Source organism: Hominenteromicrobium sp. (assembly GCF_046974225.1).
GTDB classification, from domain to species: domain Bacteria; phylum Bacillota; class Clostridia; order Oscillospirales; family Acutalibacteraceae; genus Hominenteromicrobium; species Hominenteromicrobium mulieris.
Genome location: NZ_JBKWAE010000002.1, coordinates 1 through 20,091, shown reverse-complemented (window position 1 = coordinate 20,091; position 20,091 = coordinate 1). Strand labels below are relative to the sequence as shown.

The window sequence follows — 20,091 nt, the reverse complement described above, 5'->3', positions numbered from 1 at the left end:
ACTGAAATCATGGCGAAAAAACAAGAAAATGTTCCCCGGTATGGCACTGCCATGCGGAGGGGGATTCAATATTACAGGACTCGGATCACCGATGCCGATGGAAAAAGGGTGGACTTGTATGCTGAAACCTGCGAGGAACTCCAGTTAAAGGAGATGGAGGCTCGACGCCAGGTAGAGGAGGCGGTTTTCCGCAGAAAACATCCAACGGTGGCAGAGTATTGCGAGAAGTGGTTGCTCATGCAGTCGGCAAAGGTATCTTCCGGCACGTTGAGAGGATATACCCAGACCATGAACAACTATATTGTCAAACCTTTAGGCGATATGTATCTTGAGGATGTGACTGCAGACGATATTCGGCTTGCGATGATTCCATTGGCTTCAAAATCTGCTGGATTGTATAGTAAGGTAAATATGCTCCTGAAATGTGTCTTTTATTCGGCAGAGCGAAGCCAGTTACTTGAATATAATCCCTGTGAGGGACTCTCGGCCAAAGGGGGAAAACCGGGGAAAAAGATAAATGCCTTGACGGATGAGCAAGTGAAGCTACTTTTAGATACTGTCCGAGGGCTTCCGCCCTATACCTTTATAATGATCGCTTTATATTCCGGCCTGCGTCGTGAAGAAATTCTGGGACTGCAATGGGACTGCGTATTTCTGGATGTTCCTACGCCGTACATCTCTGTACGGAGGGCATGGCGCTCAGAACATAACAGGCCGGTGATTTCCACAACGCTGAAAACGAAGGCGGCTCGGAGAGATATTCCGATCCCAAAGTGTTTGACAGACTGCCTGCGGGAAGTGAAAGAGAAAACCGAATCGGAATATGTGGTTGCTGACAGAAATGGAAATCCTCTTTCATCTTCGCAGTTTCAGCGGGTATGGAAATATGTAACCGTTCGCTCTACGAAACCCCATAACTATTATAAGTATGTAAATGGCCAGTGCGTGAAGTGTACGGTAACGCCTACCCCTGGCAGTCATCAGAAAAATAACCCGAAGTTAGTGTATGCCATTGACTTTGATGTAACCCCACATCAACTTCGTCACACCTATATTACTAACCTGCTGTATGCAGGCATTGACCCAAAAACTGTTCAATATCTTGCCGGGCATGAAAACAGTAAGACGACTATGGACATTTACGCGCAGGTGAAGTATAATAAACCGGAGGAACTTCTGAGTGTTGTAAATGCTGCATTTGCTCCATCTGTTGGTGTCTAAAATGCCCCCATTTTTATGATTAAATACTGGGGCAACATTTGAGGGCAGAGGCCAAAAAGCCCATAAAATCAAGGAAAACCGGCGCTAAACTGTACGCCAATACGGTCTCAAAGCAGCTCGTCGCGCTCCGCAGTTCTCCAAGAGATAATCATCCGCAAGGATTTTTCTCGAGGGACGCAAAAGCGAATCTTTCAAACATTTCCCCGCAGACAAGGCATACGCCGTATGCCCCGCCTGCGGGTTTTTGTTTTAAAACAAGCATCACCCCCGCTCCGCAAAATGAACAGAACCAGTAAAACAGGACAATAGACAAAATCCCCCCTGATGTAGGATAATAAGTACATCAGGGGGGATTCATTATGAGCAAACGAAGATACACCAATATGCAGGTTCTACTACCGACCATAGAAAAGATGTTAGAATCAGGGAAGAACCACAGGGAAATCGAAGCGGAACTTGGCTTGGAGGGAGACCGTCCGGTTCACAATCTGCTGAAGCGGCAACGCAAAAAAGCCGCCAAGGGTGCGCCGAAGTTTCGTGGCAGGAAGCCTGCAAAGACGCTGCAGGAATATAAGTATGAGAATAAGCGGCTCAAGATGGAAGTGAAATTACTGCAGGATTTTCTGCAGTCCACAGAAAGGAAGTGAGGCCAAAGGCAAAGTACGCCGTCATTCACCGTCACCGGGGAGAATACCCAATATCTGTTATGTGCAAATTCTTCGGGGTATCCAGAAGTGGTTACTACTGCTTTAAAAAGCGTCTGGGAGAGACGGATCGCGATGCTGTTGTGGCAAAGGAAATCGAGGAATGTCAGCGCAGGACAGATAAGACCTATGGCTATCGACGTGTATGGAAGTGGTTAAAAGGCAGAAATATTCAAAGAGATCCGAAGACTGTGCTCAGAATCATGAAAAAATATGGATTATTGTCTGAGGTTCGCCGACGCCGCCAATGGGTAAATCTTGGTCAGCAGGTACACAAATACGAAAATCTGTTGAACAGACAGTTCCGGGCGGTCAGGCCAAACGAGAAATGGGTCACGGACATTTCTTACATCCACACAAAAGAAGGCATTTTATATCTGTCCATGATCCGAGATCTGTATGACAACAGTATTGTGGCCTACAAGACTGCAAGTCGGCAGACTGTGAATCTTGTTCTGGACACGATTCGTCTGGCAATGAAGAAAGAGAAAGTCGCTGCGGAGTTGCAGCTCCACAGCGACCAAGGCTTTCAATACACATCGCAAGCATACTTCAAGCTAACACAATCTTACGGCATAACGCCGTCCATGTCAAGGAAAGGAAATCCTTATGACAATGCCATGGCAGAAAATTTCTTCTCCATTCTGAAAACAGAGTGCATCTACCGCCACAAGCCAAAGACGTTCCAAGAAGCAAACGAACTGATCGACAGGTATATTTACTTCTATAACCACGAACGCATCCAAACAAAAACGGGAGTGGCACCGCTGTCGCTGCGCCACTCCGCTTAAAACTCAATATCCTACATGGGGGCTTTTAGTGCTGTCCGCATAATCTGGTGCGGTTCAAAAAACGGAACGGGGGTGATGCTATTTATAATCTGTTTTACTCTGCAATTTCTGCACTCAGCAGGTCTAAAATCGCGTCTTCCGCGTTCCAGAAGTACGCGTTTTCACTGAGAAGCGCCGTGATGCCCGTGCGGTCAAAATAGGTGCGCACGCCGTCTGCCATGCCACAGCAGGCGACCGTTTTGCCTTGCTTTTGCAGGCTTTCACACAGCTCCAAAACGGCCTGCGCGCCGGAAACGTCAATGTTCGGCATGCCGCGCAGGGAAAAGATCACATGGTCGTAGGCGGGCATTTCCGCCATGCGGCGGTTGAATTCATCCACCGCGCCGAAGAACAGCGAGCCTATCACGTACACAACGCCGGTCGTCTCCAGCACCGGCGGCTTGCCTTCCACCGTGCGCAGCTTATTCGCGTCAATGTCGGAGAAGCTTACGCCAATCCGGCTGGATTTTGCAATGTACAAAACCGCAGAGTACGCAACACCGAGCAAAATCGCGACCGTCAAATCGAAAATGACCGTTGCGAGCATCGTGATGAGGAATTGGCTGATGCCGGATTTTAGCTTGTGGCTGAAAATGTAGCGGATGCCGCTCCAATCGTTCATGCGCCATGCCGTTACCATCAAAACGCCGGCAAGCGCCGCAAGCGGCAGGCGCGCCATCACGCCGCCGAGCAGAAACATGGAGGCGAGCAGGAAAACGGAGTGGAACACGCTCGCAAGGCGCGTCTGCTGGCCGGATTTCACCGCTACGCTCGTGCGCGCAATGGCCGCCGTAGCCGGTACACCGCCGAAAAGCGGCAGCAGCATGTTGCCTACGCCCTGCGCGATGAGCTCTTGATCGGCATTGAACGGCTCGTTTTTCATGCGGGAAGCCGAAGCACCGCACAAAAGGCTTTCAATCATGCCGAGCGCTGCAATCGTCACAATGGGCGAGATGAGGTTTTTCAGTATGTCAAGGTTCAGGCTGCCGAGGTCAAGGCGGTCAGCGAGCATCAGCGTGCGCGGAATGTCGCCCACCGTCGCAATGGAATCCATACGGAACAGGGCGGAAACGACCGTTGCCAAAATGATGCCCACAAGCGAGCCCGGCACGCGTGTGCCCCACTTTTTCGGCCAGACAATCATCACGACAACGACAAGCAGACCAATCAGCACCGCTTGGAGGTTCGGGTGAAAGCCGAGGCGCGCGTAAGACGCGATTTTTGCCAAATTCGAGCTGCCCTCGGACGCAGTGCCGAAGAGATTATCGATTTGCCCCATCGCGATAATAATCGCAATGCCGGACGTAAAGCCCATGATGACGGGCATCGGGATGAAGCTGATGAGCCGCCCAAGCTTAAAAATACCGGCTAAAAGCAGCAGTGCGCCCGCCGCAAAGCACGCGAAAAACACGCCCTGCAAGCCGTAAGACGCCACAATGCCCACCAAAACGGCGCTCATCGCGCCTGTGGGGCCGGAAATCTGGAACGAAGCGCCGCCGAGTACTGCAATGACAACGCCCGCAATGATTGCCGTAACAAGACCCGCAGCTGCCGTAGCGCCGGAAGATACGCCGAACGCCAGCGCAAGGGGCAGCGCCACCGCACAAACAGTCAGGCCCGCCATGATGTCTTTCATCAGCTTGGTGGTGTTGTAGCCCGAAAACTCCTGCTTCAGGCTCGTTAAATAGTCTTTTATCATGTTTCCCTCCAATAAATTGATTTTTCCGCATAGTTTACCGCTTTTTTTACCGCAGCCTATTAACTATACCATTAGGATCCGCTTTAATGCAAGGAAAAAGATACGCCGTTTTCTCGCGCTTTTCTGTGCATACAGCCCGCGTGACACACCTTATAAAAATCTTTACTTTTTATAGTAAATATGCTATACTTTGTACAAAAGCAAATGCGAAAATTCCTTGTTTTAATCCAAACAAAGAGGTATGAAAATGAACGTGAAAAAAACGGAAAGAGACGGCATTGTCCGCGCCTATCCCGAAAACGGCAAGCCGCTCGCGTGGTCTGCGTCGTCCGGCGTAGAGCTCATCGAAAAAGACGGCCTGTATTTTAAAGATTTGGAGAAGACCGGCGAGCTTCTCCCGTATGAAGATTGGCGTTTGCCCGTTGAGGAGCGCGCCGCAGACCTTGCTTCCCGTCTAACAACAGAGGAGATTGCGGGCCTCATGCTCTATTCGCCGCACCAAGCGGTGCCGCCCATGGCGTTCGGCCCGTTCGGCGGTACATATAACGGCCAAAAGTACGCGGAAGCAAATGTCCCTGCGTATACGCTTACCGACCAGCAGAAGGAATTCATGAACAAAGAGCATATCCGCCACGTCCTCATGATTACGGTAGAAGACGCGAAGACTGCCGCAAAGTGGAACAATGAGCTGCAAAAGCTTGCCGAAAGCATGCCGCACGGCATCCCGGTGAACATTTCCTCCGACCCGCGCAACGGTGCGCGCGGCAGCGGCAGCGTAGAGTTTAAAACCGCCGGCAGTGACGTCAGCAAGTGGCCGGAGGGTGTCGGTTTTGCCGCGTGCTTTGACCCCGAGGTTGTCCGCCGGTTCGCGGAGGATGCGTCGAAAGAATACCGTGCGCTCGGCATCACCACGGCGCTCGGCCCGCAGATTGACCTTTGCACCGAGCCGCGCTGGATGCGCTTTGTCGATACGCTCGGTGAAAATCTTGAAATGACAAAGAAAATGGTTAAGGCGTACTGCGACGGTATGCAGACCACCAAGAATTCCGAAAACGGCTGGGGATATGACAGCGTAAACACCATGGTCAAGCACTGGCCGGGCGGCGGCACGGGTGAGGCCGGCCGCGATGCACACTATGCCTACGGCAAATACGCGGTTTACCCGGGCAATAATTCCGAAGAACACAGGAAACCGTTTACGGAAGCGGCGTTTAAATTAGACGGTCCCACCGAAAGCGCCTCTGCCGTCATGCCGTACTACACGGTTTCTTGGGGCCTCGACACCAAAAACGGCAAAAACGTCGGCAACTCGTACAGCGAGTATCTCATCAAAGATCTCCTGCGCGAAAAATACGGCTTTAAGGGTGTCGTTTGCACAGACTGGGGCATCACGCAGGACCCCGCACCCATTATGGATACGTTTGCAAGCCGCTGCTTTAATATGGAAAACATGACCGAGGGCGAGCGCTGCTTCGTCGCCATCATGAACGGCGTAGACCAGTTCGGCGGCAACGCAGAGATTGCGCCCATCATGGAAGCGTATCAAATCGGCTGCGAAAAGGTCGGCGAAGAAGCCATGCGCGCCAGAATGGAGCGCTCCGCCGCGCGTCTGCTCAAAAATATTTTCCGGTGCGGCCTGTTCGAGAACCCGTATCTCGATCCCGAAGAGTCCGCCAAGATTGTCGGCAACGCGGAATTCTGTGCCCACGGCTATGACGCACAACGCAAATCTGTCGTCTTATTAAAGAATCGCAATCACTGTCTGCCGCTCCAAAAGGGTATCAAAATCTACGTGCCGCAGCGCAAGCTCCGCACCATGAAGGGCTTCATGCGCAACGATATTCCCGCCCACACGGAAGACCCCGTGACGGACGAGGTGATTTCGAAATACGGCGTGCGCGTCCATACGCCCGAGGAAGCGGACGTGGCGCTTGTCTTTGTGGAAAGCCCTGCGTGCAACGCGTATTTTACGGAAGACGTCGCAAACGGCGGCAACGGCTACCTGCCCATCACACTCCAGTACCGCCCCTATACGGCGGTGAACGCGCGCGAAGTGAGTATTGCGGGCGGCGATTTCCGCGAGAATTTCACGAACCGCAGCTATCGCGGCAAAACGAACATTGCCTATAATGAATGCGACCTGGATAACATTCTAAACTGTCGCGAGGCGATGGGAGACAAGCCCGTCATTGTCTGCGCAGCGATCAACAACCCAATGGTCATGCACGAGTTTGAGCGTGAAGCGGACGGCATCGTCGTCGAGTTCGGGGTTTCCCGCGCCGCGGTGCTCGACGTCGTCTTCGGCGATTACGATCCCACCGGCCGTCTGCCCGTGCAGATGCCGAAGGACATGGACACCGTGGAAAAGCATTGCGAAGACGTTCCGTTTGACCTTGAAGTGCACGTGGATGAATTCGGTCACGCCTACGACTACGGCTTCGGCATGAATTATGAAGGCGTCATCGAGAAATAAGGAGTGACATCTAATGAATACAGTAGAAAAATGGGGGCTTTTTGAAGTTTCCCTCAAGGGTCCGTCTGCGGGCAACCCGTTTACGGAGCAGTCCGTTTCCGCCACGTTCCGCAGCAAAAACGAGATCGTCACGGTAGACGGCTTCTATGACGGCGACGGCGTTTATAAAGTGCGCTTCATGCCCTCTTTTACGGGCGATTACGTCTATGAAACGGTCGGCAGCTTCCCGGAAGCGGAGTCTGCCGGCGATTTCACCGTAACGGAGCCGACCGGCAATAACCACGGCCCGGTGCGTATTGCGAACACGTACCATTTCGCCTATGAAGACACCACGCCGTACTATTCCGTCGGCACCACGTGCTACGCGTGGGCGCACCAGCCGGAAGAAGTGCACAAGCAAACGCTCGAGGAGCTCGATAAGGGCTACTTCAACAAAATGCGTTTCTGCGTCTTTCCGAAGCACTACATCCACAATTTCCGCGACCCGGAGACCTTTCCGTATGAGGGAACTCCGGTCGATAATTCAAACCTCACCGAAGAAAACTTCTCGTATTCCGTCGATTTTTCCGGCAACAACTGGGATTTTACGCGTTTTAACCCCGAGCATTTTCGCCGCATGGAGCGCTGCATCGTAGAATTGCAGGAGCGCGGCATCGAGGCCGACATCATCGTTATGCACCCCTACGACCGCTGGGGCTTCTCCGCCATGAACCGCGAGCAGGACGACCTTTACTGGAACTACGTCATCGCGCGCTTCTCCGCCTACCGCAACGTGTGGTGGAGTCTTGCAAACGAATACGACCTCATGCGCGCCAAGAAGCTTGAGGACTGGGAGCACTACGCAGACCTGCTCTGCAAAAAAGATCCGTACAACCACATGCGTTCCATCCACAACTGCATACCGTTCTACGACCACACTCGTCCGTGGATTACGCATTGCAGCTTGCAGCGCCAGGATCTCTACCGTCACGTGGAATACACCACCGATTACCGCACGCGCTACCAAAAGCCTATCGTGTGGGATGAGATTGCCTACGAAGGCAATATTGATATGGGCTGGGGCAATATCTCCGGGCAGGAGTTTACCCGCCGCTTCTGGGAAGCTTCCATGCGCGGCGGCTACGCAGGCCACGGCGAGACCTTCATGAACCCCGAAGACATCTTGTGGTGGAGCCACGGCGGCAAGCTGCACGGCGAAAGCCCCGCGCGCATCCGCTTCCTGCATGAAATTCTCACGCAGACGCCCGGTCTCGGCTTAAAGCAAGGCCCCGGCGCGTTCGATGAGACCGTCGCCGTGCCGGACGAGATGATCCCCGTCACCGGCTACGAGATTCACTACTACGGCTTCGGCCGCCCGAGCTTCCGCGATTTCGTAAAGCCCGCGGACGAAAACTGGCGCGTGGAGGTCATCGATACGTGGAACATGACCATCACCGATGCCGGCGTGCACAGCGGTAAGTTCCGCATTGCGCTGCCGGGCCGCGAGTACATGGCCGTGCGCCTCACGCGCGTGTAAACATTCATAAAGCGTATAAATTTAAATAAACCGTAAAAGAGGGCACCCGCAGCGCTGCGCGGTGTCCTCTTTACTTGACAGAATCTTTCCCGCGCCGTACAATAAACCCAAGATAACAAAGAAATATTCCGAAAGGATGACTATATTTTGGCGAATAAAAGAAAACGCCCCGCTGCTATGCGCGAGGAAGAACGGCAGGCACAGCGCGCAGCCGCCCGTGCGGAGCGCCGCACAAGGCGAGCCGCAGAGCAGGCCACACAGAATGTCCCGCAGAAGACGGAAGCCCCGAAAGCGCCGCAAAAAGCAGGCGTGCCTCATAAAAAGAAGAAGATCAACAAGTTCCGCGTGGCGGTCGTCTGCACCGCCGCTGTGCTCGTGGCGCTCGTTGCCCTCGGCGTGGCCAGCGCTGCCGGTGTGCGCACGCCCATCAGCAGTATCGCCGCAGACGGCGAGCCGGAGTTCTTCTCCACCGTAAAACCGCAGGCCAGCGCCGCACCGGCAGAAAACACTGCTTCCGCCGCGCCTACGCCGTCTTCCGCTTTTGACGGCGCACTTTTCATCGGCGACAGCATGACGACGCGCCTGAAAAGCTACGTCACGGACGGCGCAGGCAGCACCACCGCTTTGAGCGACGCGGAATTCATGACCCGCAGCGATTATTCGTGGGGCGAAGCGCAGAACGAACTAAACGGCGGTGAGGGCGGCCTGTGGCTCGACGATGACACCGCTCTCACCGTCACGGAAGCCATCGACCGTTTCTCCGCGACGAAGCTTTACATTCAACTCGGCAAGGAAGACCTCACGTATAACGACGTTTCCGACGTCACGTCCACTGCACAGGCGGTTATTTCCGCGCTGCAAACGAAGTACCCGAACCTTGAAATTACCGTGCAGGCCGTTACGCCCATGCTGGAGTGGATTGACTATCAGGGGCTCAGCAGCAGCACCATCGCGCAGTATAACAAAGCGATGCAGACCTATTGCACGGGCAAAAAGAACCTGAAGTTCTTAAACATCGCCGCATTCTGTACAGAGGGCTACCTTCCCGCGGAGTATTGCGCTGACCCCGAGGGCTTGTGCATCCACTTAAACGACGAGGGCTGCGCCATTTGGGCAGATTATCTCCTCGGCAACAAAACGCCGGAGCCGTCGCCCACCCCCACGCCGACCCCCGATCCGAACGGCGACAGCACCGATAACACCGATACAACGGACACCGCCGGCGACACCTACACGGACGATTCCGGCGATTATACGGACAACACAGGGGATTACACCGATGATACGGGCGACTATACGGATGACACCGGTGATTACACAGAAGAATAACCTACAAAATATGGCATGCAAAATGTTTGGTATACCATATTTTGCTTTTCTCAAAACTTTTTGAAATTTTTTTGAAAAAAGGCTTGCAATTTAGAAAGAGATGTGGTATTATAATAAAGCCGTCAGATGAGGCGGCAAACAGAATAGTTGGTGTTGATTACAACGAGGGTCCACCTGTTCCCATACCGAACACAGAAGTTAAGCTCGTTTGTGCTGAAAATACTCGGCTGGCAACGGCCCGGGACGATAGGTTGGCGCCAACACTTAGAAGAATCACAGAAATGTGGTTCTTTTTTATTTTTCAAAAGCTAAAAGCCCCCTCTGTCAGAGGGGTTTTTTCATTTACGCTTGCTTTTAGCTGTCCGCGCAGAAAGCTTGAGCAAAACTTTATTCCTTCAACAGGTTTTACTTCACGACTTACCATATTCAGCAAAACAACGGGAAAAAACGCCTTTTTTCCCTAAAACATGGCGTCAAAAAACATTGACATATCCGTGAAATTGTTGTAAACTTTTTTGGAATTCTGCTTTTTTCGTCTGCGTGCTCCGGCGGCAGGCGGACAAAGAAAAAAGATATACAAACGGAGGGGCGGAGACCGGCACTTTCCTGTGTGGCCGCACGCGTACCTCGAAGAAAGGTAAGTGTTCAAAAAGTGGAAAAAACCCTGATTTGTCTGGCCATCGCTCTGGTCGTCGGTCTGCTGATGTCCCGCTTGGCAAAGCTCGTACATCTGCCTGCGGTCACGGCGTACCTCGTCGGCGGTCTGCTCATCGGTCCGTTCTGTCTCGGCGCGCTGAACCTTCCGTACATCGGCTTCAATTCTCTGGAGCAGGTGGAGGGCCTCAGCGTCATCACGCAGACGGCGCTCGGCTTCATCGCGTTCGCCATCGGCAACGAGTTCCGCGTCTCGCAGCTCAAAACGATGGGTAAGCAGGCCATCACCGTCGGCATTCTGCAGGCGGTCATCACGACTATTGTGGTCGATATCGCCCTCATTGTCCTGCATCTCATCAATCCCGCCCTCCTTTCGCTGCCCTCTGCCATCACCCTCGGTGCCATCGCCGCGGCTACGGCCCCGGCGGCTACGCTCATGGTCGTGCGCCAGTATAAGGCAGACGGCCCGCTCACAAAGCTCCTGCTCATGGTCGTCGCCATCGATGACGCCGTGGGCCTCGTGCTGTTCTCCGTGTCCTTCGGCATCGCCGGCGCGCTCGAAATGGGCAGCATCAGCGTTGTCAGCGTCATTTTAGAGCCCATCATCGAGATCGTGATTTCCCTCGTGCTCGGCGCACTTTCCGGCCTTGCGCTCAACTGGTTAGAGACCTATTTCCACTCCCGCAGTAAGCGTTTGTCCCTCACGGTCGCCTTCGTGCTTCTCATGGTTGGTATCTCCTCCATGGAATTTGAGCTCGGCGGCGTGAAGATCGGTTTCTCTCTGCTGCTCGTCTGCATGATGACCGGTACGGTCTTCTGCAATGTGTGCAGCGCTTCCGAAGAGCTGATGAGCCGTCTGGATCGCTGGACAGGCCCCATCAACATTTTGTTCTTCGTGCTTTCCGGCGCGGAGCTCGATTTAAATATTTTAAGCAACCCGCTCGTGCTGCTCATCGGCATCATTTACATCGTCTTCCGTTCGCTCGGTAAGATCTCCGGCTCTTACATCAGCTGCGCTATGACAAAGTGCAGTGACCACATCAAAAAGCATCTCGGCATCACGCTTCTGCCGCAGGCCGGCGTGGCGCTCGGCATGGCGCTCACCGCTACGTCCCTTGCAGACGGCAGCATCGTGCGCAACGTCGTGCTGTTCTCCGTGCTGGTGTATGAGCTCATCGGCCCGTCTCTCACAAAGCGTTCCCTGCTTGCCGCAGGCGAAATCAAGCCCGAGGGCAAGACCAGCGCCCGCGAGGAGAACAAACCTGTAAAGCCCATTACTCTCAAGTAATTTCATAGAATACAAAACGCAGGAAGGCAAAGCGCTTTACTCCCTTTTTAAACGTCTGATGAAGTGAATTTGCTTAATTTAAGCGTATGTAGAAAGAACAACAGTTAACTTAACATTTCCGTTCTTTCCAGCGTTTGAACTGGCATAAATTTCAAATGATCCCGAAACGTTTTTCAAAACAAACGAAGCGGCACCACCCAAACTTATTGTGCGCGGACCAATTTTGTTGCCAGCACTATCAAGGGCGTATACAGATATTGAGGTTGGCCCTTCAGAAGAAGTAAAACGAACAATGACAAGTTCCTCGCCAAACCAATTGCCGTCACTCATAACTTGGCGCGTTGAAGAAGTTAGATATGTTGTGTATTCTCGAGTAAAAGATTGAGGCTGAACTTCCGAGTTTGGAGAAGGAATGTCAACCGTTTGTGCAGAAATGGAAATCGGCAGTGCAATAACAAAGATGATCGCTAAGAACAGGGATGTCATTTTAATTTTAAAATTCTTCTTCATAACTTTACCTCCAAATGAGATTTTGTGATATTCGATGTACGATTCATGTGGTGAGATGGATTGTGCATTGGAATCACTCCTATCTTAGAAAAGACAAAATTAAATTTTAATTATGCAGGTGTTGAGTATATAGAGCAATAACAAGTGTGCCGGGTAGGCGATATAATGAAACCATTGGCAGTAAGCTTTTCCTTTTTTTTCGTTGTAACTTATGAGCAACAGAATACCAATTAGTGCACATGCACATTCAAGGAAGAAAGATGAGGTGTCATAGCGAGGATTTAGCCATTGGAACGGAGCGTCTAAAGAACCTGTAAATTGTTTGATAAAAGCATAGTATATAACAATAAGGATACCTAAAGAAATAACGGAAGCCGTTTTGTTGTGACGCCGGTAAAGAACATAAGGGATGATAATGCAAATAACAGCAAAACCTCCACCCTCAACGTTTAGAATTTCTGCTAAAAATACAAGGAGTAGAACGGGAATCCAAGCTGCCCATGAAAAAATTTGCTTTTTAATAAAATCATAGAGTAAGCAACAGACAGCACCGAGTAATAGAGTAAAAAGAATATTGTTGAAGGCGAATTTTACAAAACCATATCGCAATGTGAGATTATAAGGAACTTCGGCAATGATAGCAAATACTAAAAGGCGGAGACAATAAAAAAGTGCATTATCCGTATGTATACAGCCTTGCGCTATACCGAAAGCATAAATAGGAAAAGCAATACTACCGATACATTGCAGCGCAGTGACAACGGGGTAAGAAACATCAGGTTCTATTTTGAAATAAGTCAAGAGTATAGTTTGAACAGGTACAGCCGCGTAAATATGCCCTAAAATCATTGAAAATAAAGCAGTCCATTTCAATTTACTCCAAGTCACGAAAAAGCCTCCTTTTGCAAAATTAGGAATTTATTTATTCTGTGTATTTTATACCATAAAAGAAAACTTTTGTCAATGATTTTAAATAAAGTAAAAAACTTTTATTTAAATATTCCAAAAATCAATATAAACAAAATTGATTGAAGCTAAAAATTTGCCTTGAAAGCAGGGAACAAATGTGCTATTATGATGAAAAGAAATTCTTAGGGGGCGTTTTGAGTGCGCGTTGTGATTGCGATGGATTCGTTTAAAGGCAGTTTGTCTTCCATAGAGGCAGGCAAGGCCGTGGCAGAGGGCGTACGCCGTGCAGACGGCGCAATCGAGTGCGTGGTGTGCCCTGTGGCGGACGGCGGCGAAGGCACGTCTGCAGCGCTCACAGAGGGCCTGCACGGCGAAACGGTGCGCGTGCGGGTCACGGGTCCGCTCGGCGAGAAGGTCACGGCGGAATACGGCGTCAAAGGCGACCTTGCCATATTGGAAATGGCACAGGCAGCGGGCCTGCCGCTCGTACCCCAAGATAAGCGGAACCCCATGAAAACCACCACCTACGGCGTGGGCGAAATGCTGCGCGATGCAATAAATCGCGGCTGTAAGCGGTTTATCCTCGGCATCGGCGGCAGCGCAACGAATGACGGCGGCGCAGGCATGCTGCAAGCCCTCGGGTTCGATCTTTTGGATAAAGACGACAACCCCGTCCCGTTCGGCGCAGAGGGGCTGCGCGTGCTCGCGAAAATCGAGAACAAAAATGCCCTGCCCGCACTCAAAAACTGCGTCATCCGCGCGGCGTGCGACGTCACAAACCCGCTGTGCGGCGAAAACGGGTGCAGTGCCGTCTTTGGTCCGCAAAAGGGTGCTACGCCCGAAATGATTCGCGAAATGGACGGCTATATGCGAAATTACGCCGCATTGACGAAAGAACTGTATCCCGAAAGTGACCTTGATACCCCCGGCGCAGGCGCGGCGGGCGGCCTCGGCTTCGCACTCGGCGTGTTCCTGCACGCAGAGCTCATGCCCGGCATTGAGATCGTCATGGAGGAAACGCGCTTAGAGGAAAAAATCAAAAATGCCGATTTCGTCGTGACGGGTGAAGGCAGACTGGACGCCCAAACCGCCATGGGCAAAGCGCCCGTAGGCGTGGCGAAGCTTGCTAAGAAGTATCACAAGCCCGTCATCGCGTTTGCGGGCGGTATTGAAAAGGGCGCGGAAGCGTGCAACAAAGCCGGCATCACGGCGTTTTTCCCCGCTGTGCGCGGCGTGACGACATTAGACGAAGCCATGCGCCCCGAAACCGCGGCGGAAAACCTCGCCGAAAGCGCAGAGCAGGTCTTTCGGCTTCTTACCCTGTGATAAGGAGGTACGGTATGCACGATATTTGGAACCCGTGGCACGGGTGCGTGAAGTGCAGCGAGGGCTGCGCACACTGCTATATGTATTTTCTCGACAGTCAGCGCGGGCATAACGGCGCGGAAATTTACCGCACAAAAACGGGCTTTCACTATCCCTTGAGCCGCGACCGCGCAGGCAACTACAAAGTAAAAAGCGGCGAGCAGCTGCGCGTGTGCATGACGTCCGATTTCTTTTTGGAGCAGGCCGATCCGTGGCGGCGTGAAGCGTGGGAGATCATGGATCAGCGGCGGGACATTTCGTTTTTCCTGCTCACAAAGCGCCCGGAGCGCGTAGAAAAATGTTTGCCGTATAACTGGGGCGACGGTTGGGGGCACATCTTTTTCAACGTCACATGCGAAAATCAGCGCCGCGCGGACGAGCGCATTCCCATTCTGCACAGCCTGCCGTTTAAGCACAAGGGCATCATGACAGCGCCCTTGCTCGGCCCCATAGAGATTGAAAAATATCTCGCGATGGGGCAGATTGAGCAGGTTATCTGCGGCGGCGAAAACTACGACGGCGCGCGTCCATGCGATTACGACTGGGTGCGCTCGCTGCACAGGCAGTGCGCAAACCAAAACGTCACGTTCTGCTTTATCGAGACGGGCACAAACTTCATCAAGGACGGTCGGCGGTACTTCCTGCCGAATAAGCGCGTGCAAAGCGAAATGGCGTATAAATCCGGCATATCGTATCAGGGCAAGCCGATGAAATTCAAGCTCGAAGACGATTACGGCCTGTTCGACGCCGGGCGAAAATACGAAAAATACTTCGGCCCCCAGTGCGAAAAATGCGGCAGCCGCATGATCTGCAACGGCTGCGCAAGGTGCGGTAAATGCACTGTGCTGGAGGGGAAATGAAAAAAGACCGCTGTATGTGCGTAATGCAAATCATACAGCGGTCTTTTAATTTTCTAAAAAGCTATCGCTTTTTCGGATCCCCCTTTTTAATAGGGTTCCCCGATTTCAAATGTCCACCGGACATTTGAAACTCCTCTCCTGATTTTTGGTAGGCAAAAGAGTTTCGTCGTCTGCGGACGACGACCAAAGGTTTCACCTTTGGAAACGGACAAGCTTTTGAAAAAGTTTGAGCAAAACTTTTAACCCACGTTGACGGTCACTTTGTTCTTTCCGTCTTCTTCCGTCCCGTAAAAATCGAAACGCCGAAGATGACGAAAAGCAGCAGCACCGCAAAGCACATCCAGCTCACAAACACTGCCGTGCTCTTGCCGCTGAACATATCGTAGTAGCCTTTCAGGTAAATGATGACCACAATCAGAGGCAGAATGTACTGCATGTAAAGGCGGATCCAGTGCGGGAACTTAATGCCCTCGCCTTTGTTCGCTTCCTTGAGGAAATTCTCAAAGCCCCAACCGTTTTTGCGCACGCAGAACAGTACGAACACAAGGCTGCCCAGCGGCAGCAGATTGGAAGAAACAAGGAAGTCTTCCATATCCATAATGTTGCTGCCCTCACCCAGCGGCTGAATGCCGGAAAGCACATTAAAGCCGAGAATCGCCGGCAGGGAAAGCACCGTGATCAGCACAAAGTTCACGCCCACAGCCTTTTTGCGGCTCCAACCGCCGATATCCATGAAGAATGCGAGAATCTCCTCGAACACCGCAATGATGGTCGAAAGCGCCGCAAACGACATGAAGATGAAGAACAGCGTGCCCCAAATTCTGCCGCCCGCCATGTTATTGAAGAGCGTCGGCAGCGTGATGAACAGCAGCGACGGACCCGAGCCCGGCTCCACCCCGTAGGCAAAGCACACCGGGATAATGATGAAACCCGCCATCAGCGCAACAAACGTGTCCAGCAGCACGATGTTCACCGCTTCGCCCGTAATGCGCTTTTTGCGGTCCAGATAGCTGCCGAAGATCTCCATGGAGCCGATGCCGATGGAAAGCGTGAAGAACGCCTGCGACATCGCCGCAAACACCGCGTTGCCGAAGCCTTTCTTTGCCACTTCACCGAAGTCCGGCACAAGGTAGAACTTGATGCCTGCCGCGGCATTCGGCAAAAATGCGGAGTTCACAGCCAGCGCAATCATCAAAAGCAGCAGGGCAATCATCATGACTTTCGTCACTTTCTCAATGCCCTTTTCCAGGCCAAAGCCGCATGCACCGAACGAAATAACAATGGCGACAATCGCCCAGAACGTCAGCGTGCCCGGATTTGTCAGCATATCGCCGAACACGCCCTCTACCGCCTTGCCGTCCAAGCCGACAAACGTACCGGTTGCCTCCATAAATGCGTATTTCAGCATCCAGCCGCCCACCATGGTGTAGAACATCATCAGCAAAAAGCTGCCGAGAATGCTGATCCACTTCATGCGATGCCATTTCGTGCCCTTCGGTTCCAGTGTATCGAGCGCCTTGCCCATGCCCATGCGGCTGCCGCGGCCCACGGTGAATTCGCACACCATAATGGGCAGACCCAGCGCCACAAGGAACACAAGATACATCAGGATGAATGCCGCGCCGCCGTATATGCCGGTAATGTACGGGAATTTCCACACATTGCCGATACCGATGGCGCACCCGGCCGAAACTAAAATAAATCCCAACCGAGAACCGAATTTTTCTCTTTCTTTCATACGTTTTCCTCCCAAATTTTTTCCCCTGTATATTTTAAAGAACGCATATTTGCGTTCTAATCGGGCGAGGTTATGTGCGGAAGGCGTTTCTTTGCCGCACAACTTCATAGAACATCACGGTCGCCGCAATATTCCTCACTGCATGTTTTTCAGCATGGCGACCGCATCCCGCACGTATTCCGAGAGCGTCTTGTCCTGTACGCCCACTACGCTTACGGAGCAGCGGTTAACGGGAATCAGGATTTTCTTAGCAACGCATTCGGAAACGGCTGCCGCCATTTTCGGCGTGATCTCGCCCCAAAGCGCGTTTGCTAAGATAATGCCGATGGGTCCCACGATGACGTCTGCCCACGTGCAGTTTACCACAACGGGGTTTTCGCCTGTGGCGGCAGCGTCCGCACCGGCGCGCAGCATGGCGCTTGTGGCAAGGCTGTTCGTGCCCACGGCAACGACTTCCACGTCCGGCATGTTCTTTTTAATTTGGTCAGTCAGTGCTGCGCCCATTTTGCCGCCCTGACCGTCAATCACGAGTATTTTCATCAAAATCAACCCTCCGTAGGTTCGTTTGTGTCGCCGTCCAAAACGGCGGAAACGGGAAGTTCGCCGTACATCAGCGATGTGCAGTTGATCTGCATATCGCCCACGGTGACGGGCTTGCCGTCCGAATACACCTCAAGGTTAGAAAGCGTCATGCCCGCAGCTTCATAAAATGCACGGAACGTCTTTGCAATGGCTTCCAGAGAAGACGTGGAGCTGGCGGAGTCTAAATATTCCTGCAAAGCGCCGGAAAACTGCAAACGCACCTCCAGCATTTCGCCGCTCTTCATCGTGGAGACAACCTCGCCGTCTTTAACGTAGTCGAGCGCGTCCAGCGTCACATCCTCCGGAAATGCGCCCTTTTCTGCCATTTTCTGCACGAGCACCGCACCGTCTGCGGGCAGACTCTTATAGCTGTACTGGTCAAGGCCGCTGTCGCTCGGCACAAAAATCGAAAGCGACATGTTCACGGCTTCGCGCGTGTCTTCGGAAGCGGTCGGCTCCGGAGTCAGCGTCACGTGGCTCACTTCGCTTTCCGCGGCGGACGAGACCGGCGTGTCGCTCTCTAAAATCACGTCCGGCGTGCGCACGTATTTCGTGCCGAACCACCCCGCGCGTACGGCGACAACGCACAATAAACAGATTACAATGACGCCTACGGCCGCAAACGGCATGGCGCGGTCTACGTTGCGCTTCAGACGCTTTGCGCGGCTGTTCGCGGTAAAATGCGGATCTTTCGATTCATTCAAAACAGAATAATACACGCGGTGCAGAAGATCGTCCGGCGTTTCCAGGGTTTCTACCCATTCGCGCAGGTCGTCCTCGCTCATGTTCGCGGCTTTTTTGACTTTTTCCAGCTGATTTTGCACGGCAGAAGCGGATTTTCCGGTCACGCGGCCGATAATGCGCGTGTTGTCACCTGCACCGTAGTGCAGCGCCACCGCCGTCAACAGCGTGTAATGCAGGCGTAAAATGTCGCAGAGTTCTTTCGGCGTTTCAAACGGCATGTCTTTTGAGCGCTGTGCAATCTGCTCGTCCGTCAGCTTTTTTCGAATTTTCTGTGCATAATAGTCCATGCAGGTCTTGTGCGTTGTGCGCAGCACCCAAAGGCGCTCCTCGCCTTCGCTTTTAAAGGTTTGCGTGTCTAAAAAGTACTGCATAAATACATCGGAAAGCAGTGTAAGCGTCTCTTTGCCGCTTTTTGTGTGCATATAACAGATGCGGAACGCGTCGTCGCCAAAGCGCATCACGGCGCTTTGCAGGGCGGTTTCACTTCTTGTCTGTGGTTTTGCCATTTGCATCGTTTCCTTTCTCTGAGATGAGTTTGCGGCGGCGACGTTCTGTTTTCAGGTCGGAAACATCGCGGTTGATGCCGCTGTGCTGCAGCCACATGGCGATCTCGCCGCCGATGAGCAAAATAAACATGCAGGCATACAGCCATACCATTAAAATGACCAAAGCGGCAAGGCTGCCGTAGATGGTGGCGTAGTTTGCGAAGTTCTCCACGAAAACGGAGAAGATAAACGAGAATAAGACCCACCCGGCAGAAGCCAGCGCTGCGCCGAAAAACGCGTTGCGCAGGGATACCTGCTTGCGCGGAATGGCAATGAACATCAACCAGAAGAAGAACAGCAGCAGGACATAGGACATGATGGGCTTAAAGCGGTTGATGAGCGTCGGGAACGCCGGCGGCATCACCGTGATGAGCCATTCATACAGCATGTCGCCGAAGACCATCAGGCCCATGCTGACAAGCAGCGTCATGACGAACACGACCGTGTATAAAATGGCTAAAATACGCATAAAAATATAGTTGTGGTTTTTGGAAACGTCAAAAACGGAGTAAAGCCCCTTGATCAGCGCCACCATAGCCGTGGAAGCGGACCAAACGCAGGTGATAGCCGTCATGGAAATGAGCGTCTGCGGCGCGTGCACCTCTTGAAATAAGTAACTGACAACTTCTTCCACCGGCGGCGGAAGCATTTGAACGAATGCCACGAGAAGCGAGGTGTCTTCAAACCGAATGACCTGCAAAAGGGCTAAGACCAGCATGAGGAACGGAATGAACGAAATGAGGATCCAGAACGAAACCTGCGCCGCGTAGGAGTCGATGGCGTCGTTATTCAGTTTTTCATAAAACCAGCCGAAGTGCTTTTTCAGCAGAATTTTCACGGCGCTTTCTCCCTTCTCACGCTTTCCTTACGTCTTATCGCGCAATTTGAGAACAGTATAACACAGAAATATAGAATTTTCCAGTGAAAAAGCACTTGACAAAAGAAAAAATGTGTATTATAATAAACTACGCTACATTATAGAGCAGATATGGCGGCATAGCTCAGTTGGCTAGAGCATTCGGTTCATACCCGAAGTGTCGATGGTTCGAATCCATTTGCCGCTACCATCTGGCCCGGTGGTCAAGCGGTTAAGACACCGCCCTTTCACGGCGGTAACACGAGTT

At 52.3% G+C, this 20,091-nt stretch carries 16 protein-coding genes, 1 tRNA gene and 1 rRNA gene; 11 read left to right on the top strand and 7 right to left on the bottom strand.

Annotation, left to right across the window (positions count from 1 at the left end; genetic code table 11):
• Positions 1 to 9: 9 nt before the first annotated feature.
• From ACLTX1_RS01715 to ACLTX1_RS01705, 3 genes are all read left to right on the top strand, one after another.
• The gene (locus tag ACLTX1_RS01715) at positions 10 to 1,221 is read left to right on the top strand and encodes a tyrosine-type recombinase/integrase (protein ID WP_015535499.1); all 1,212 of its coding nucleotides are present in this window, start codon (positions 10 to 12) and stop codon (positions 1,219 to 1,221) included.
• A 359-nt stretch (positions 1,222 to 1,580) separates the two neighbouring features.
• Positions 1,581 to 1,868: an imidazolonepropionase gene (locus ACLTX1_RS01710; protein ID WP_395507467.1), complete on the top strand. Its 288-nt coding sequence runs from the start codon at positions 1,581 to 1,583 to the stop codon at positions 1,866 to 1,868.
• Positions 1,865 to 2,716 carry an IS3 family transposase gene (locus ACLTX1_RS01705; RefSeq protein WP_395507468.1) on the top strand — a complete coding sequence of 284 codons (852 nt, stop codon included), beginning with the start codon at positions 1,865 to 1,867 and terminating at the stop codon, positions 2,714 to 2,716. Before ACLTX1_RS01710 ends, ACLTX1_RS01705 begins: the two co-directional genes overlap by 4 nt.
• A gap of 94 nt (positions 2,717 to 2,810) precedes the next feature.
• On the opposite strand, the gene ACLTX1_RS01700 is transcribed toward ACLTX1_RS01705, so the two are convergent.
• The gene (locus tag ACLTX1_RS01700) at positions 2,811 to 4,454 is read right to left on the bottom strand and encodes a SulP family inorganic anion transporter (protein ID WP_412330381.1); all 1,644 of its coding nucleotides are present in this window, start codon (positions 4,452 to 4,454) and stop codon (positions 2,811 to 2,813) included.
• Between the two features lie 247 nt (positions 4,455 to 4,701).
• Here ACLTX1_RS01700 and ACLTX1_RS01695 point away from each other — a divergent pair, with 247 nt between their 5' ends.
• From ACLTX1_RS01695 to ACLTX1_RS01675, 5 genes are all read left to right on the top strand, one after another.
• The gene (locus ACLTX1_RS01695) at positions 4,702 to 6,927 is read left to right on the top strand and encodes a glycoside hydrolase family 3 N-terminal domain-containing protein (protein WP_412330380.1); all 2,226 of its coding nucleotides are present in this window, start codon (positions 4,702 to 4,704) and stop codon (positions 6,925 to 6,927) included.
• A gap of 13 nt (positions 6,928 to 6,940) precedes the next feature.
• Positions 6,941 to 8,443 (top strand): DUF5605 domain-containing protein, encoded by a 1,503-nt coding sequence (locus ACLTX1_RS01690; RefSeq protein WP_412330379.1) that lies wholly within the window; start codon positions 6,941 to 6,943, stop codon positions 8,441 to 8,443.
• Positions 8,444 to 8,590: 147 nt separating this feature from the next.
• A complete protein-coding gene (locus tag ACLTX1_RS01685; RefSeq protein WP_395507458.1) occupies positions 8,591 to 9,772 on the top strand; it encodes an SGNH/GDSL hydrolase family protein in 1,182 nt (393 codons plus the stop codon).
• A gap of 146 nt (positions 9,773 to 9,918) precedes the next feature.
• Positions 9,919 to 10,035, top strand: a 5S ribosomal RNA gene (gene rrf, locus ACLTX1_RS01680).
• Between the two features lie 389 nt (positions 10,036 to 10,424).
• Positions 10,425 to 11,714 (top strand): cation:proton antiporter, encoded by a 1,290-nt coding sequence (locus tag ACLTX1_RS01675; RefSeq protein ID WP_412330378.1) that lies wholly within the window; start codon positions 10,425 to 10,427, stop codon positions 11,712 to 11,714.
• A 78-nt stretch (positions 11,715 to 11,792) separates the two neighbouring features.
• Here the strand turns inward: ACLTX1_RS01675 and ACLTX1_RS01670 are convergent, their stop codons facing one another.
• On the bottom strand, positions 11,793 to 12,224 hold the full coding sequence (locus tag ACLTX1_RS01670; RefSeq protein WP_316522646.1) for a hypothetical protein: 432 nt from the start codon (positions 12,222 to 12,224) through the stop codon (positions 11,793 to 11,795).
• Positions 12,225 to 12,323: 99 nt separating this feature from the next.
• Positions 12,324 to 13,112 (bottom strand): TraX family protein, encoded by a 789-nt coding sequence (locus tag ACLTX1_RS01665; protein WP_316522642.1) that lies wholly within the window; start codon positions 13,110 to 13,112, stop codon positions 12,324 to 12,326.
• Positions 13,113 to 13,331: 219 nt separating this feature from the next.
• Here ACLTX1_RS01665 and ACLTX1_RS01660 point away from each other — a divergent pair, with 219 nt between their 5' ends.
• Both ACLTX1_RS01660 and ACLTX1_RS01655 read left to right on the top strand, forming a co-directional pair.
• Positions 13,332 to 14,459, top strand: coding sequence for a glycerate kinase (locus ACLTX1_RS01660; protein WP_316522639.1), 1,128 nt, complete (start codon positions 13,332 to 13,334; stop codon positions 14,457 to 14,459).
• 14 nt (positions 14,460 to 14,473) lie between these two features.
• Positions 14,474 to 15,358, top strand: a complete 885-nt coding sequence (locus tag ACLTX1_RS01655; RefSeq protein WP_412330377.1) for a DUF5131 family protein — start codon at positions 14,474 to 14,476, stop codon at positions 15,356 to 15,358.
• Positions 15,359 to 15,614: 256 nt separating this feature from the next.
• Here ACLTX1_RS01655 and ACLTX1_RS01650 read toward each other — a convergent pair whose 3' ends face one another.
• The 4 genes from ACLTX1_RS01650 to ACLTX1_RS01635 form a co-directional block, all read right to left on the bottom strand.
• Positions 15,615 to 17,096, bottom strand: coding sequence for a sodium-dependent transporter (locus ACLTX1_RS01650; RefSeq protein WP_395507454.1), 1,482 nt, complete (start codon positions 17,094 to 17,096; stop codon positions 15,615 to 15,617).
• Between the two features lie 135 nt (positions 17,097 to 17,231).
• Positions 17,232 to 17,636 carry a DUF3842 family protein gene (locus ACLTX1_RS01645; RefSeq protein WP_395507453.1) on the bottom strand — a complete coding sequence of 135 codons (405 nt, stop codon included), beginning with the start codon at positions 17,634 to 17,636 and terminating at the stop codon, positions 17,232 to 17,234.
• A 5-nt stretch (positions 17,637 to 17,641) separates the two neighbouring features.
• On the bottom strand, positions 17,642 to 18,928 hold the full coding sequence (locus ACLTX1_RS01640; protein WP_308449979.1) for a hypothetical protein: 1,287 nt from the start codon (positions 18,926 to 18,928) through the stop codon (positions 17,642 to 17,644).
• Entirely contained in the window at positions 18,903 to 19,805 is a 903-nt protein-coding gene (locus tag ACLTX1_RS01635) for a YihY/virulence factor BrkB family protein (RefSeq protein ID WP_395507452.1), read from the bottom strand. Before ACLTX1_RS01635 ends, ACLTX1_RS01640 begins: the two co-directional genes overlap by 26 nt.
• A gap of 152 nt (positions 19,806 to 19,957) precedes the next feature.
• On the opposite strand from ACLTX1_RS01635, the gene ACLTX1_RS01630 reads away from it, so the two are divergent.
• A tRNA-Met gene (locus ACLTX1_RS01630) sits at positions 19,958 to 20,034 on the top strand.
• Positions 20,035 to 20,091: the final 57 nt, after the last annotated feature.

Bases quoted from the DNA above. Each gene is read 5' to 3' on its own strand.
- ACLTX1_RS01715 (WP_015535499.1), top strand. From the start codon at position 10: ATGGCGAAAAAACAAGAAAATGTTCCCCGGTATGGCACTGCCATGCGG.
- ACLTX1_RS01710 (WP_395507467.1), top strand. From the start codon at position 1,581: ATGAGCAAACGAAGATACACCAATATGCAGGTTCTACTACCGACCATA.
- ACLTX1_RS01700 (WP_412330381.1), bottom strand. From the start codon at position 4,454: ATGATAAAAGACTATTTAACGAGCCTGAAGCAGGAGTTTTCGGGCTAC.
- ACLTX1_RS01695 (WP_412330380.1), top strand. From the start codon at position 4,702: ATGAACGTGAAAAAAACGGAAAGAGACGGCATTGTCCGCGCCTATCCC.
- ACLTX1_RS01690 (WP_412330379.1), top strand. From the start codon at position 6,941: ATGAATACAGTAGAAAAATGGGGGCTTTTTGAAGTTTCCCTCAAGGGT.
- ACLTX1_RS01670 (WP_316522646.1), bottom strand. From the start codon at position 12,224: ATGAAGAAGAATTTTAAAATTAAAATGACATCCCTGTTCTTAGCGATC.
- ACLTX1_RS01655 (WP_412330377.1), top strand. From the start codon at position 14,474: ATGCACGATATTTGGAACCCGTGGCACGGGTGCGTGAAGTGCAGCGAG.
- ACLTX1_RS01650 (WP_395507454.1), bottom strand. From the start codon at position 17,096: ATGAAAGAAAGAGAAAAATTCGGTTCTCGGTTGGGATTTATTTTAGTT.
- ACLTX1_RS01645 (WP_395507453.1), bottom strand. From the start codon at position 17,636: ATGAAAATACTCGTGATTGACGGTCAGGGCGGCAAAATGGGCGCAGCA.
- ACLTX1_RS01640 (WP_308449979.1), bottom strand. From the start codon at position 18,928: ATGGCAAAACCACAGACAAGAAGTGAAACCGCCCTGCAAAGCGCCGTG.